The following is a 15,188-nucleotide window of genomic DNA, read 5'->3' on the forward strand; positions in this document are numbered from 1 at the left end:
TTTTATGTTTACGAATAGTTATAGCGTTCGTTTGAATAAAATTGTGCATGTCGCCTTCAGGATATTAACTTATGTCAAACAAAATGCTTATAGATGCCTCCCATCCGGAGGAAACTCGTGTTGTTGTTGTTCACGGCAACAAAATTGAAGAACTTGATTTTGAATCAGAACATAGAAAACAGCTCAAGGGGAATATTTATCTCGCACGGATTACGCGTGTAGAACCGTCTCTCCAAGCAGCTTTTGTTGAATATGGTGGAAACCGACATGGTTTTTTAACATTTTCTGAAATTCATCCTGATTATTATCAAATTCCTATTGCTGATCGACTTGCTCTTCTTGAAGAAGAGGAAAAAGCAGCTATAGGAGAAAATTCTGTAGATACCTTTACGGAAGAAGCAACTAAAAATAAAAAACGCTCCAGAAGAACAAAAAAAAATGGAAAAAACAATGTCATTGCAGCCGATATTGAAAGTGACATCACATCTGAAGCGACAATAATTGATAATACAGAAGAAGCATTAAATGCCGATATCTCTGATGATGAGATCGAAATGGTCGGTGCTGAGGACATCCGTGAAGAGCTCCCAATTTATCAAAGAAAACAAGGGCGCCAGTATAAAATTCAAGAAGTCATTAAACGACGTCAAATTTTGTTGGTACAAGTTATCAAAGAAGAGCGTGGTAATAAAGGTGCTGCCCTTACAACATATTTATCTCTAGCAGGTCGTTACTCTGTTCTAATGCCCAACACAGCACGTGGTGGTGGCATTTCACGAAAAATTACGAACGTACAAGACCGTAAGCGTCTTAAAGAAATCGTAAAAGAATTAGCTGTTCCAAAAGGTATGGGCGTTATCTTACGAACTGCTGGTGCCAATAGAACAAAAGCTGAAATTAAACGTGATTATGAATATCTTATGCGGTTATGGGATACTATTCGCACTTTGACACTCGAGTCAACGGCGCCATGCCTTGTCCATGAAGAAAGCAATCTCATCAAGCGTTCTATACGAGATCTTTACAATAAGAACATTAGTGAAATTCTTGTTTCTGGAGACCAAGGATATCGTGAAGCGAAAGACTTTATGCGTATGCTCATGCCAAGTCATGCAAAAGTTGTGCAACCTTACCGTGATCCTACCCCCATTTTCGCAAGAAATAATATTGAAATTCAACTTGATAAAATGTTGCAACCACAAGTTTCTTTAAAATCTGGTGGTTATCTTGTTATTAATCAAACAGAAGCACTTGTTGCTATTGACGTAAATTCTGGCCGCTCCACGAAAGAATTCTCTGTCGAAAAGACAGCCTTACAAACTAACCTTGAAGCTGCTGAAGAAGTAGCGCGGCAATTACGCTTGCGTGACCTTGCTGGTTTAATTGTGATTGATTTTATTGATATGCTTGAAGAACGCAATGTGAAGCTGGTCGAAAAAAAATTAAAAGATTGTTTAAAAAACGATCGTGCTCGTATTCAAGTAGGTCATATTTCACACTTCGGCCTTTTAGAAATGAGTCGTCAACGTATTCGCATATCGGTTTTAGAAAGTACAACACAGCCCTGCCCGCATTGCGCAGGAACAGGAAATATACGTTCTGAATCATCCATTGCGTTACATGTCATGCGCTCAATTGAAGAATATCTTCTTCATAATTCGCAATATAATATTATCGTGCGCACACCCGTAGCAACAGCGCTTTATGTATTAAATCATAAACGCAACATTCTTGTTAATTTAGAAGCTCGTTTTAAGCTTAATATTAGTATTGAAGCAGATGATAGTATTGGAACGCAACATCTTGTTATTTCTAAAGGCTCAATAGCAGAGAGCATTTCTCGATCTTCATTGGAAGATGCCAATGAGCAAGAAATTGAAGATTCTGTTTTCATAAAGAGTGAATCTATTGAAAATCCTTCTCCCATTGAAACAAACCAAAAGCGTAGGCGCAAAAATCGTCACGGTGAAATTACTGATCATTCTCTCTCCAACGTTCATAAAAAAGAAGATACTTTGAATGATGATTCTTATCGTCGAGGACGTCGTCGAGGACGTCGTGGTGGTCGACGCAATCAAGATAATAGTTTTCATCAGATTCGCGTTCCTTACGCAGAACCAGTGGGAGATTTTGCTAAGAAAGCTTTGGCAGAAATTAAAGCAGCGCATCGCAAACGTCGTATTTCGCCTACTAAATCTTTTGAACTTGAAGAAACAACAAATAATACACAAGCTCTAGATATACAACAACAGGGTGAATCTGAAAAAATTGATACAAGTATTAAACCTAAAAAACGTAAAACACGTTCTTCAAAAGTAGTAGAAAATCAGCTTTCTTTAGAGAATGATCAAAATGTTGCAGAACAAAAATCTCTTGAAGAAAAACCTACAACCAGTTCGATGCGTAAAGCTAAAACAAAAAAAGCAGACAAATCTATTCATGAGGTAGAAGATAAAGCTCTTGAAAAGAGTAAAAAATCAACACGTGGAACACGTAAAAAATCATCTTCTAAAGAGACGCAAATACAAAAAATATTAGAGCAAGAAACTGTAATCGAGATGGAGGAAGTTGTAGAAACCTCTCCTTCCCAAATTGAAGAAACAATTAATCAATCCGTTGTTATTTCATCAACGCCTAATGATTCTTCCAAAACTGAACGTATTGGGTGGTGGAAACGCAGAATTCTTTCGAAAAATTAAGGATTAAAAAAACCGCCACAGAAAACTGTGGCGGTTCAAATAAACAATTATAGAAAACGTTTCAACCAATTCTATAGTGTGGGTTTATTACTTTTGTTTTGCTTTTTCTTGCTCAGCCCGCATACGCTCTTCAATTTCTTTTTGCTTTGATTGAATGGCTTGCTGCAGCTTTATTTGTTCTTGTTGGAAATCTTTTTCCTCCATACCAGGACCGGTATAGGCTGCTGTAAACCCATTAAGAGAAAATTCAATAGGATTAGCTGAACCACGAAAATTAACTGTGGTTACAACCATTTTTGTTCCACTTTTCATAGCTGCTATAAGCTTATCATCTAAGACATCATTAGCAATACAACTTGGTCCATTACAAATAATATAAGGAATTTTTTTAGAGAACTCGTCACCGATTTTAATGTGAACACCTTCTGGCAAAAAACGCCCAGTAGGTACTTGAATACCTATACGTTTTTCATTTTGCTTCCCTTTTATTTCAACAAGATTAAAAGCCGTTAAAGGTTGTCCCGTATTCGATAATACAGTATTCATTGTATTACAAATATCAACATCATGCTGCTTACTGCAAACTTTGTACCAACCTTGTGATAAAGTTTGCGCATTTGCAGAAATACCAGCTATAAGAAAAAGGGCAGCGGCTCCAACTAATACTGAAACAGCAGAATAAACATTTTTATGCGACATGATTAAGTTAATCCTTTCAACGCGCTCTTAAGTAACTTTAAAAAAAATATTAAATGTAATTCCAACTTAAATTTATTAAATTATAATGAAATAACAATTAATTTTACTATTTTTACTTCAATATAAAAAAAAAAGTCAAATTTAGAGAAAAAATACGATGAGCCATTCTATTTTTATACACCCATATAATTCCCCTCTTCATCACATTGGTATTTGATATAATCTATCTATCTATAAAATACCTCTGTGCATTTAAACTAAGATTACACAAACGAATCAATATTGCAATATTAATTAAAATAAAGTCTAATACTACTCTAAAAAACTTACTAATTAAACTTTTTACATTTATTACTCTTCATGTTAAGCTTATAGAGCCTTAGCAACAGGTTGTTGCAATGCATGAAGCTCCAAAATATCAGATAAATTTTACTGTTTTCCTTATGTGCCTCGTGTGATACACAAAAACAAAATCATCTACGATATTATTGAAACATTTAATGAATTAAAACCACTGATTGTCTAAAATTTCTGCATAATTGTAAGAGAACTTTTTGCTAATGAACAATTTTCTTCCCTTGTTTACAAAACAATGGTGATACGCTTTTGTAATAAAAATTTTATATTCCATAGCGTTTAACTAAAAAGTTTAGTTTAAAAATACGTTACTAAAGAAGTGCTTTTTTCTTAATTAAACAACACATTTTCTTAGAGAGAAAATCTATAACTGCTGAAAATATTTTATTTATAATAAACTTTCTTAAAATATAATAACATATTAATTTATAATAATAATTTATCTTTTTTCTATTTCTATATTGTATGAAAGATCCTAATAGCGCAAACCTCTCTTATATTGAATCAATAAAATTTATCCACTTGTACATCACAAGCGGAGTTAGTTTTATAGATAAAACTACTGAACAAAGGCCCCCCCTATGAATCATCTCACGTGCCTAAAGCCATAATAAATTTATGCTCATATATTATACATCTATTATTGCATCTCTGTACAAATATCATCTCTCAGCTTTATAACGTGAATAAAAAATGTAGCTTTTATCAATTTATTTTAAGTTATTTCTCAAATAAAAGAAGCTTCTAAAATGATAAATTCTTTTCAGCTTTCACAACATCAAAGATATAAATCGTTAATGATTTAAGTTTTAAGAAAAAATGAATTCAAAATATCATTTTGTTTTCCTATATAACACAACTTAGAGCTATAAAAAATCTCTCTTATCGTATTAATGAAACAAGATTTATGATATGAGATGTATCGTCATTAAAATAATTAATCAGATAAAAATAAAAAACTACAAGCACAAAAAATTATGCATAAAAAGAAAACATAAAAAAATATATGAGTTTATTATTTAATATATATATTAAGTCTTATATGATAAGAATAACAGATAATATATTATGTGTATAAGATTACTTTATTATAAATAATAATTAAAAACAAAAAATTAAAATATATTTTAACTATTATTTAGTATATTATCTTAATTTCTCTGTATTTGTATAAGTAAATTTTTAATTGGATATTCTCATAGCATTATTTTTTATGAATTTTCTAAACTATAATGTTACGAAAAATTAAGTATTTTTCTATTTTGAATATAATTCAACATAAATCAAATAAATAATTTTTAATTGAATAATTCTTCAACATGAAAACGCATACGATCTATAATATTCTTTTTCTTGTTTGGAAGCATTATATTATGTACTTCTTTAATGGTATTACAAAGCTTAGGTGCACTTTTTACAAACCAATTATCTTCTGTAAGACTATTTTTTATATCGTCAAATATTTGTTTTTCATAACTATAAGAGCCATCTGTTAGTAATTCTTTAATATCCCTGACTAAACTAGGACTTATTGAATTATTTGCGCCTTTAGCCCAACTAAAATCTTTATCTTTCCAATCAAAATCTTTGCGCAAAATAGCACCTATATCACTTTGCAATATATCCGCTAACGTATTGCAAGCAATAATAAACATGAGATAATTTTTCATTATCTCATCATCACCTCCACTTTTCTCATTCATTCCCCATTCATTAAACGTTTGAGTTTTTTTTAAATAGTTTTTTGCTTTAATCAACTTTTCTTCATACTCCCCTACTTCATACTCTCTCGCTATATGTATTCTAGAGATAATTTTTTGTTTTTTTTCAGCTAGATCCTGTAATTTCGAACCAAGATTATAATATTCATCCTTCAGAGTTTTCAGTTTTTTATATAACTTATTCCGTTCCTGTAAACGCTCATAGTATTCTGCTTTAGAAATATTTTTTTCCCAAATATCCAAATGAGATATACTTTCTTCAATAAATTGTATGCTCTCTTTAATATTCTTTCTTTTGTTTTTTAAATGTTGGTATTGTTCATCAGAAGATAACTCAGCATAAGCGTTTTTTACGCCATGTATTAAAGTGAGTAATAAAAAAACGATAGTTAGACACTTTTGTAATGAAGAAAGCATGCTATCTTTACCTAAATTCTTTCTAAAAAATTTACAGGAGCTTATTAGCTTATTATATTGAAAGTGCTATTTAATGCGGTCCAACCGTCTAATCTATTTTCTTAATTATATCAATACGTATATAATAAAAACCAAATAAATATATAAAGGGTTCTTTATTATAAACTTAAATTTTATTCTTATACAAAATCAATAACTGTTTGTTTTTATAGAATGATTTTATAAAAATGAGTAACAGTTCTGAAACAATAAAGATATTTTTTAAACAGAATGTTGTTCTGCCATTTCGACAAGCTGTGTCATAATATTCGCTGCTCCAACAAGCCTTTCATCCGCTGAGGACCAATCACGAATAAGAGCAATACTTTGATCTGGTCGAATTTTTGCCATTGAACCTTGTTTTCCCACCCACTGAACAAGAGCAACACTATTTGCAAAATAGTTATTACGAAACTGTATGACAATCCCCTTTGGTCCAACATCTAATTTTTCTACATGTGCTTTTCGACACAATGTTTTAATATGAAAGACTTTAAGAAGATGTTGAACCTCAAGGGGCAAAGGACCAAAGCGATCAATTAACTCCGCTGCAAATTCATCAATTTGTTCTAAACCATCAAGTTCTGTTAAACGACGATAAAGTCCCATACGTAATGATAAGTCAGGCACGAAACTTTCTGGTATCATCACTGTTGTACCAAGAGAAATTTGAGGTGACCATTGCTTATCTTCATTTAGCTCTCCATCTTTTAATTCAGCAACAGCTTCTTCAAGCATTTTTTGATAGAGTTCAAATCCAACTTCTTTGATATGCCCCGATTGCTCTTCACCTAAAAAATTTCCTGAACCGCGGATATCCATGTCATGGCTTGCCAATTGAAAACCGGCCCCTAAGGTGTCAAGAGATTGTAACACTTTAAGACGACGATCAGCAGCAGTTGTTAAAACTTTACCAGCAGGAAATGTAAAGAGAGCATACGCACGTTGTTTTGAACGTCCTACCCTACCACGTAACTGATAAAGGGCAGAAAGACCAAACATCTCAGCACGATGCACAATTAGGGTATTGGCTGTTGGAATATCAAGACCTGATTCAATAATGGTTGTTGATAGCAGCACATCATATTGTCCATCATAAAATGCATTCATGATATCATCAAGTTGTCCAGCCGGCATTTGTCCATGAGCCACAACGAATTTCAGTTCTGGCACATGTGTTTTGAGATATTCTTCTACAAAAGCCAGATCAGAAATACGAGGACAAACATAGAAACTTTGTCCACCACGATAATATTCTCGAAGCAGGGTCTCTCGTATAACAAGTGCATCAAAGGGTGAAATAAAAGTACGAACCGCCATTCTATCAATGGGGGGGGTTGTTATCAATGAAAGTTCACGTACACCCGATAAAGCTAACCCTAAAGTGCGTGGTATGGGAGTTGCTGAAAGTGTGAGAACATGAATATCACTTTTAAGCTCTTTTAAACGCTCTTTGTGTTTGACACCAAAATGCTGTTCCTCATCAATGATAAGAAGGCCTAACCGTAAAAAATTAACTGCACCACTTAATAATGCATGGGTTCCAATGACAATATCGATTGTACCATCTGAAACACCTTTTTTTACTCGTGCAAGTTCTTTCGCTTTTACAAGCCTCGAAGCATGTCCAATTTTAACCGGTAATCCTTGAAAACGCGAAATAAATGTTTTGTAATGTTGACGTGAAAGCAAAGTTGTCGGTACAACAACAGCAACCTGATATCCATTTAATGCTGCAACAAAAGCACTTCGAATAGCTACTTCAGTTTTTCCAAAACCAACATCACCGCATATCAAGCGATCCATCGGCTTACCTGAGGCTAGATCGTCCAAAACAGCATCAATTGCATTCATTTGATCTTCCGTTTCTTCATAGGGAAAGCAAGCAACAAACTCATCAAATGGTCCAATTGGTGGAAGTAAAGCAGGCGCAGCACGAGTCATACGCTCTGCAGCTATACGGATTAATTGCCCTGCCATTTCCAATAAATGTTTTTTAAGCCGAGCTTTACGTGCTTGCCAAGCAACACCCCCTAATTTATCTAAAGTTACCTCTGTTCCTTCTGAGCCATAACGTGAGAGAAGCTCAATATTTTCAACAGGTAAAAAGAGTAAATCACCTCCAGCATATCTAATTTCAAGGCAATCTCGTAAAATTCCAGTGGTTCTGATGGTTTTAAGACCAACAAATTGGCCAATACCGTGGTCGATATGCACAATAATATCACCAGAATTTAAAGCAGAAATTTCAGAAATAAAATTTGTATTATTCTTACGCCGCTTTGGTGATCTTATAAAACGATCGCCAAGGATATCTTGCTCTGCTATAATAGCCAAATCTTCAGCCTCAAAACCATGTTCTATCATGATAACAGCTGCTAATATGCGATCTCGTGGGGTTGCTTTGACAGTTTGCAAGGATTTTACAACATCTATTTTTTTCAATCCATGCTCATCGAGAACTTGTAACAAACGATTGAGAGATCCTTCACTCCAACACGCTAAAAGCACTTTTTTACCAGCAGTGCGTAAAGATGCGATATGATCAATAACACTTGAAAAAACATTTTTTTCCTGCGCATTACGCTCTTTTACAAAATCATATCCTTGTTTAACATTGGTGTGAATAACAGTTTGTTCCAAACTTTGTGGAACATTAAAAGGCGAAAAATCAATACGCTGCGAAGATTGTTGCGCACCTTCCAAAACACGCTCTGGCGTTAAATAAAAAAGACTAGGATCTATTGGATGATAAGAAGTAGAATTTTTTTCATCACTTTCGCGCTCTTTGCGCGCATTATAATAGTCTTCAATAAGACGATAGCGCTCAATGAAGACTTCTTCTATGAGATGCTCAAAAACTATCGGTAAGTTGCCACAATGGTCAAAAAAGCTATCAAGGTTTTCATAAAAAAATGGAAGCCAATGTTCCATACCGGCAAAACGCCGACCTTGAGAAATTGCTTCATAAAGCATGTTATTTTTTTGTGATACACCAAATGTACGGGTATAATTGCTTTTAAAACGATTGATGCGTTCTGGTGTAAGAACAACCTCACTCATTGCCTGTAATAAAAGTTCAGTTTTTTGGCCTGTTGTCCTTTGATTTTCTGGATCAAATACGCGGATACTTTCTAGGGTATCTCCAAAAAAATCAAGACGTAAAGGTTCAACATCCATCGGAGAAAAGATATCAAGTATTCCTCCTCTTACAGCAAACTCACCAACATCACGGACAACCGTAACGCGTTCAAAACCATTGGTTTCTAGAAATTGAATAAGATTTCCCATGTTATTGCGCTGGCCAACACGTGCGTGAATAAGCTGAGCTTCTATCATTTCACGAGGAGGTAGCTTTTGCATAATCGCATTTGCTGTTGTTAATATAATTGCAGGATGTGGATCTTTACGTAAATTTGCTATGTGTGCCAATGCTGATAGTCGACGTGCCATAACAGCAATTCCTGGTGACACACGATCATAAGGCAAACAATCCCATGCAGGAAATTGAAGTACGGGTAAATTGGGCTCAATAAAATTTAAAACTTGTTGTAAATGCACAATTTTTGTTCCGTCACGGACAACATAGAGGAGCGGTTTACCTTGTGCAATTTCTGAACTTAATTTAGCAAGCGCAAAGGCTTCAAATCCATCAGTAACGCCATCTAAAATCATACGAACAGAATTATTTTTGGGAATAACAATTTTTTTAAATATAGGCATCGGGATTAATAACTTAAGCAAGTACGATAATTGGCAATATCACGAAAAAGTGGACTATCAACCTCAGAGGGGGGCAAAATTTCTCCAGTAATCCATGTCAGTAAATCACGATCATCAAAAGACATAATATACTCAAGCTCAGAGAGCGTTCTATCATTCATCCCAGTAATATGAGCATCGACATAATGTCCAAAAATGAGATCCATTTCACGAATACCGCGATGCCATGCACGAAAAATCAATCGACGACGACGAGCATCTAATTGATTTTTGTCAACGACAAAAACTGTCATAAAAAATCTCCTTGAATAAAGTAATATAAACTATTCAATTAGTCGTATAAAATTTGTACCTTGCTTTAAGGAAGTTCTATAATCTTTTGTTCTTTAAGTGTAATTCGACGATGCATTTGCTTAGCCAAAGCGTAATTATGTGTTGCAATAAGAGCAGAAAGACCAGACTGACGAACAAGGATAGATAAAGCTTGAAAGACATAAGCTGAAGTTACTGGATCAAGATTTCCTGTAGGTTCATCAGCCAAAAGAACCGAAGGGCCATTTGCTACTGCACGTGCAATAGCAACACGTTGTTGTTCTCCTCCCGATAACTCTGAGGGACGATGGTTCGCACGATGAGAAACACGCAGATACGTCAATAATTTGCGCGCACGATCTTCTGCTATAGATTTTTTTAATCCTGCTATCATTTGCGGTATCATGACATTTTCTAACGCCGTAAACTCTGGAAGTAAATGATGAAATTGATAAACAAAACCAATATCATTCCGTCTTATAGCTGTTCGCTCACTATCAGAGCGCTTTGCACAAGAAACACCCCGTAACATCACATCACCAGCTGTTGGTTTTTCTAATAATCCAGCAATATGAAGAAGTGTTGATTTTCCAGCACCAGATGGTGCAACAAGTGCGACAAGCTCTCCACGATTAAGAATAAAATTCGCTTTATCTAAAACAATGAGCGGCTTATGGCTCTCGAAAAAGTGTCTTTCAATCTCTACAAGCTCTAAAATAGCTGTCATTATTCATACCTCAAAGCTTGTACGGGGTCTAGCTTAGCAGCACGCCATGCCGGAATGAGAGCAGCAAGAAACGACAAGAATAAAGCCATCATAGCAACCAAGATGGTCTGTTTCCACTCAATTTGTGCAGGCAATTTTGTTAAAAAATAAAGTTGAGGATTAAAAACATCGACATTAAATAACCAAGATATAAAATCTTGGATATGATTAATATTCGCGGTCGCGATAACACCTAAAACTAAACCCAATATAGTTCCAATAAAACCAATCATCATTCCTGTAATGATAAATATACGCAAAATTGCACTCTGTTGAGCCCCCATCGTGCGTAAAATTGCAATATCATGACTTTTATCTTTTACAAGCATAATCAGCCCTGAAATAATATTTAAAGCAGCAACAAGAACGATCAGAGAAAGAATGAAAAACATAACATTTCGTTCAATCTGTAAGGCTGAAAAAAAAGCCTGATTGCGTGTACGCCAATCAATTAAATAGACCTGTTGTTCAACTGCTTTTTCTACAACAGGTTTTATTTGATCAACAGCATCAGGATCATTTAGAAATAATTCCAAAGACTGAACCTTATCTCCCAAATTAAAAAACATTTGTGCTTCATGGAGAGGCATAAAGATAAATATTGAATCATATTCAGACATACCAACTTCAAAAATAGCAACGACTTTATAAGCTTTCACACGTGGGGTAACGCCAAAAGGAGTCTCATCACCATCTGGAGTAATAATACGAATATCTCTTCCAACTGTCAGTCCTAATTTTTCTGCTAAGCCACTTCCAATTGCAACACCTTCTTCTTGATCAAACCGAGAAATCGATCCTAATTTAATGTTTTGAGAGACTGTTTTAAGCTTTTCTAGATCTTGTTTGCGCATACCACGAACTAACGCGCCAGAGCCACCTTGAACTTCACCTTGAACAAGCGCTTGACCTTCAATAACAGGTAAAGCAAACTTCACACCATTTGTAGTTTCTAAAGAAGAAATAAGAGTCTTATAATCAGAAAAACCAGAATCAACTGTTTGAATAATAAGATGCCCATTCATACCAAGAATACGATTGAGAAGTTCTGTACGAAAGCCATTCATCACCGCCATAACAACAACCAGAGCAAATACGCCCAACATAATCCCAATAAGAGAAATAATTGAAATAACAGATGCAACGACATGTTTTTTATTGGGAATCATATAACGAAAAGCGATCATCCACTCATAAGATGAAAAGCATTTGTTTTTCAGCCTCTTCATAACATTTCCTATTAAATTATAGAAAGTTGGCTGAGCACATCTTCAACCTTTAGAGATTTTTTTATTCCTGTTTTTCGATCTTTAATTTCAACTTCATTTTGTGCAATGCTGTTAGGGCCAACAATGACTTGCATTGGCAAACCAATCAAATCCATTGTTGCAAATTTTGATCCAGGACGTTCATTTCTATCATCTAATAACGGATCAAAACCAACCTCCTTTAATCCCTGATAGAGAAACTCACATGCCTGTGTGCATTTTTCATCATCGGGTTTCATATTGATAATCCCAAAATCAAACGGTGCCATCGACTTTGGCCAAATAATACCATTTTCATCATGAGAAGCTTCAATAGCGGCTGCAACAAGACGCGAAGGCCCAATACCATAAGATCCCATAGAGACCACATGCTCTTTTCCATCTTGTCCCATAACTTTTGCTCCCATTGGAGCAGAATATTTAGTACCAAAGTGGAAAATATGACCTACTTCAATACCACGCGCTGAAAGACGATTATGATCAGAAACTTTAGCCCACTCCTCTTCATTATGCATTTCTTCCGTTGCTGCATAACAAGATGTCCATTGCTTAACAATATCATCTAAAACAGCTTTATCACTAAAATCGATTGAACTATCTGGAACGGTAAGTTCAAGAAATTGTTTATCACAGAAGATAGCACTCTCTCCTGTTTCAGCCAAAATGATAAATTCATGACTGAGTTCCCCCCCTATTGGACCTGTATCTGCACGCATAGGAATTGCTTTTAATCCCAGGCGAGAAAAAGTGCGTAAATAAGCAACAAACATACGATTATAAGATGTTTTAGAGCCTTCATAATCAAGATCAAAAGAATAAGCATCTTTCATTAAAAATTCTCGTGCTCGCATCACACCAAAACGTGGACGAATTTCATCACGAAATTTCCATTGAATATGATATAAATTCAGCGGAAGATCTTTATAAGAACGAACATAAGAGCGAAAAATATCTGTTACCATCTCTTCATTGGTTGGACCATAAAGTAAATCACGCTTTTGACGATCTTTAATGCGGAGCATTTCCAAACCATAATCATCATAACGACCGCTTTCACGCCAAAGATCAGCAGACTGAATTGTAGGCATCAATATTTCTATTGCACCCGCACGTTCTTGCTCTTCACGAATAATTTTACAAACTTTATCAAGCACTTTTTTTCCCAAAGGAAGCCAAGAATAAATCCCTGATGTTTGTTGTCGAATCATTCCAGCGCGCAACATGAAGCGATGAGAAACAATTTCTGCTTCTTTAGGATTCTCTTTTAAAAGTGGAAGGAAATATTGAGAAAGACGCATTGAAATAATTAACTCCTAATCAGATCTATCATATCGGAACAATTTATCACACCCTCTATTCATCTATAGCCGCATTCTGAATACTTGCAAATATAACGATCTTATCATTTAAAAATTTATTGTGCTTTATTCTCTATTTTTCTTATTTAGCAATAAAATAAAAATGCTCTTCTCTTTTTAAATAACGTAATATGAAAGTTCTTTATTTTGACCGATGTAAAAAAACTGTACAGATAGGTTTTTTTTGCCAAATTTCATGAACAGCCGCTCTCACTGCACGTCGTGTTGCCTCTCGAATAAGTTCATTATTTTTCTGTTTCATGCGTGGGATATTATAAACTGTATTTTCTACGATATCTAAAAGAATATCTTTTAAACTTTTCCCCTTTCCATTACTTTCAGGTAACCCTAATATTGTTAGACCTATATCCCCTAATAATTCATGCTTACTATTTATATGGAGAGAAATAGTAACATGACCAGCATAACTTAGTTTGCGGCGCTCACGAATCCCTAATTCATCTTCATCTCCAATTAAGCAACCATCCTTATAGATGCGGCCAACAGGAACTTGATCAATAACTTCTACAGGCTTTGGTGCAAGACGTAAAATATGTCCATTTCTGATATCCGTAACAGTTTTAATACCTGCTTGACGTGCTAAAGTTGCCTGAGCCTTAAGATGCATTGCTTCCCCATGTACAGGGACAAGTATTTGTGGCTTTATCCAATCATACATCTGTAAAAGTTCTGAACGACGTGGATGACCTGAAACATGAACAAGCGCATCTTCATTCGTAATAATTTCAATACCCAAATCAATGAAACGATTTTGTACCTCAATAATCGCTTTTTCGTTTCCTGGAATACTTCGTGATGAATAAATAACGGTATCACCAGCGGAAAGTGCAATATTTTTCATTCCATCACGTGACAGTTTAGCCAAAGCTGCACATGGCTCACCTTGGCTCCCAGTGACAATTAAAACAAGATCTTTTCGCGAGATATAGCCATAATCATCTTCCGTTACAAATGGCGCTAAACCATTCATATAACCAAGCTCTTGTGCAACCATAATACTTCGCTTAAGGGAACGCCCAATGACAAGCACCTTACGTCCAGCAGCTTCAGCTGCAAGAGCAATAGAACGTATCCGACCAATATTAGAAGAAAAAGTTGCTATCGCAACGCGCCCTTCAGCTTTGGAAATAATCTCAGAAAGACTGGCTTGAACTTGCTGCTCTGATGGAGATATACCATCCCGACATGCATTTGTGGAATCACAAAGTAATGCTAAAACACCTTTTTTGCCTAAAGCACGAAATCTTTTTTCATCGGTTACAGCCCCGAGTGAAGGGGTATGATCAATTTTCCAATCACCAGTATGAATCACAGTCCCCAAAGAGGTTGTAATTGCTAAAGATACAGATTCTGGTATTGAATGGTTAACGGCTATAGCCTCTACAGCAAAGGAACCTACCTGAAAACAATCACCAGCTTGAAAAATATTGAGTAAAATTTTTTGAGATTCAAAATCTAATTGTTTTTTAGTTTCCAATAACCCTGCCGTAAAAGGCGTACAGTAAATTGGCACTTGTAACTTTGGACATAAATCAAGAACGGCCCCATAATGATCTTCATGTGCATGTGTTAAAACAAGACCCCGTATATTATGTTTTTCACTTTCTAGGAAACGAATATCAGGCAAAACAAGATCGACACCTGGTAATTCAGAACCAGCAAAACTAACCCCCATATCAACCAGCAGCCATTCACGAAGACTTTGGGGACCAAATCCGTAAGCAGCTAAATTCATCCCTATCTCACCTACACCTCCCAGAGGTAAAAAAACAAATTCATTCTTATTGGCTGCAACCATAAACATCTCC

At 35.2% G+C, this 15,188-nt stretch carries 9 protein-coding genes; 1 reads left to right on the forward strand and 8 read right to left on the reverse strand.

The window, feature by feature from the left end; genetic code table 11:
• Nucleotides 1–71: 71 nt before the first annotated feature.
• Nucleotides 72–2,699, forward strand: a complete 2,628-nt coding sequence (locus tag ACFILY_RS05495) for an Rne/Rng family ribonuclease (protein ID WP_375631149.1) — start codon at nt 72–74, stop codon at nt 2,697–2,699.
• Between the two features lie 87 nt (nt 2,700–2,786).
• Here the strand turns inward: ACFILY_RS05495 and ACFILY_RS05500 are convergent, their stop codons facing one another.
• The 8 genes from ACFILY_RS05500 to ACFILY_RS05535 all read right to left on the reverse strand — a co-directional run bounded on the left by ACFILY_RS05500 (nt 2,787) and on the right by ACFILY_RS05535 (nt 15,178).
• Nucleotides 2,787–3,398 (reverse strand): invasion associated locus B family protein, encoded by a 612-nt coding sequence (locus ACFILY_RS05500; RefSeq protein ID WP_273791265.1) that lies wholly within the window; start codon nt 3,396–3,398, stop codon nt 2,787–2,789.
• 1,655 nt (nt 3,399–5,053) lie between these two features.
• Nucleotides 5,054–5,893, reverse strand: a complete 840-nt coding sequence (locus ACFILY_RS05505) for a hypothetical protein (protein WP_375637637.1) — start codon at nt 5,891–5,893, stop codon at nt 5,054–5,056.
• Between the two features lie 261 nt (nt 5,894–6,154).
• Entirely contained in the window at nt 6,155–9,655 is a 3,501-nt protein-coding gene (mfd, locus tag ACFILY_RS05510; protein ID WP_375637638.1) for a transcription-repair coupling factor, read from the reverse strand.
• A gap of 5 nt (nt 9,656–9,660) precedes the next feature.
• Nucleotides 9,661–9,948 carry a succinate dehydrogenase assembly factor 2 gene (locus ACFILY_RS05515; protein ID WP_273791268.1) on the reverse strand — a complete coding sequence of 96 codons (288 nt, stop codon included), beginning with the start codon at nt 9,946–9,948 and terminating at the stop codon, nt 9,661–9,663.
• Between the two features lie 65 nt (nt 9,949–10,013).
• Complete coding sequence (locus ACFILY_RS05520) at nt 10,014–10,694, reverse strand: ABC transporter ATP-binding protein (protein WP_273791269.1); 681 nt, start codon at nt 10,692–10,694, stop codon at nt 10,014–10,016.
• Nucleotides 10,694–11,962 carry a lipoprotein-releasing ABC transporter permease subunit gene (locus ACFILY_RS05525; RefSeq protein WP_273791270.1) on the reverse strand — a complete coding sequence of 423 codons (1,269 nt, stop codon included), beginning with the start codon at nt 11,960–11,962 and terminating at the stop codon, nt 10,694–10,696. The genes ACFILY_RS05520 and ACFILY_RS05525 overlap by 1 nt, the downstream gene beginning before the upstream one ends.
• A gap of 11 nt (nt 11,963–11,973) precedes the next feature.
• Nucleotides 11,974–13,299, reverse strand: coding sequence for a proline--tRNA ligase (proS, locus tag ACFILY_RS05530; protein ID WP_375637639.1), 1,326 nt, complete (start codon nt 13,297–13,299; stop codon nt 11,974–11,976).
• A gap of 202 nt (nt 13,300–13,501) precedes the next feature.
• Entirely contained in the window at nt 13,502–15,178 is a 1,677-nt protein-coding gene (locus tag ACFILY_RS05535; protein WP_273791272.1) for a ribonuclease J, read from the reverse strand.
• Nucleotides 15,179–15,188 lie beyond the last annotated feature (10 nt).

Origin of the sequence: Bartonella sp. CL25QHWL, from assembly GCF_042195335.1 — a bacterium.
Classification (GTDB): Bacteria; Pseudomonadota; Alphaproteobacteria; order Rhizobiales; family Rhizobiaceae; genus Bartonella.

Excerpts from the sequence above, each read along its gene's own strand:
- ACFILY_RS05515 (WP_273791268.1), bottom strand. The coding sequence starts at position 9,948 with ATGACAGTTTTTGTCGTTGACAAAAATCAATTAGATGCTCGTCGTCGT.
- mfd (WP_375637638.1), bottom strand. The coding sequence starts at position 9,655 with ATGCCTATATTTAAAAAAATTGTTATTCCCAAAAATAATTCTGTTCGT.
- ACFILY_RS05535 (WP_273791272.1), bottom strand. The coding sequence starts at position 15,178 with ATGGTTGCAGCCAATAAGAATGAATTTGTTTTTTTACCTCTGGGAGGT.
- ACFILY_RS05500 (WP_273791265.1), bottom strand. The coding sequence starts at position 3,398 with ATGTCGCATAAAAATGTTTATTCTGCTGTTTCAGTATTAGTTGGAGCC.
- ACFILY_RS05525 (WP_273791270.1), bottom strand. The coding sequence starts at position 11,962 with ATGAAGAGGCTGAAAAACAAATGCTTTTCATCTTATGAGTGGATGATC.
- ACFILY_RS05520 (WP_273791269.1), bottom strand. The coding sequence starts at position 10,694 with ATGACAGCTATTTTAGAGCTTGTAGAGATTGAAAGACACTTTTTCGAG.
- proS (WP_375637639.1), bottom strand. The coding sequence starts at position 13,299 with ATGCGTCTTTCTCAATATTTCCTTCCACTTTTAAAAGAGAATCCTAAA.
- ACFILY_RS05495 (WP_375631149.1), top strand. The coding sequence starts at position 72 with ATGTCAAACAAAATGCTTATAGATGCCTCCCATCCGGAGGAAACTCGT.
- ACFILY_RS05505 (WP_375637637.1), bottom strand. The coding sequence starts at position 5,893 with ATGCTTTCTTCATTACAAAAGTGTCTAACTATCGTTTTTTTATTACTC.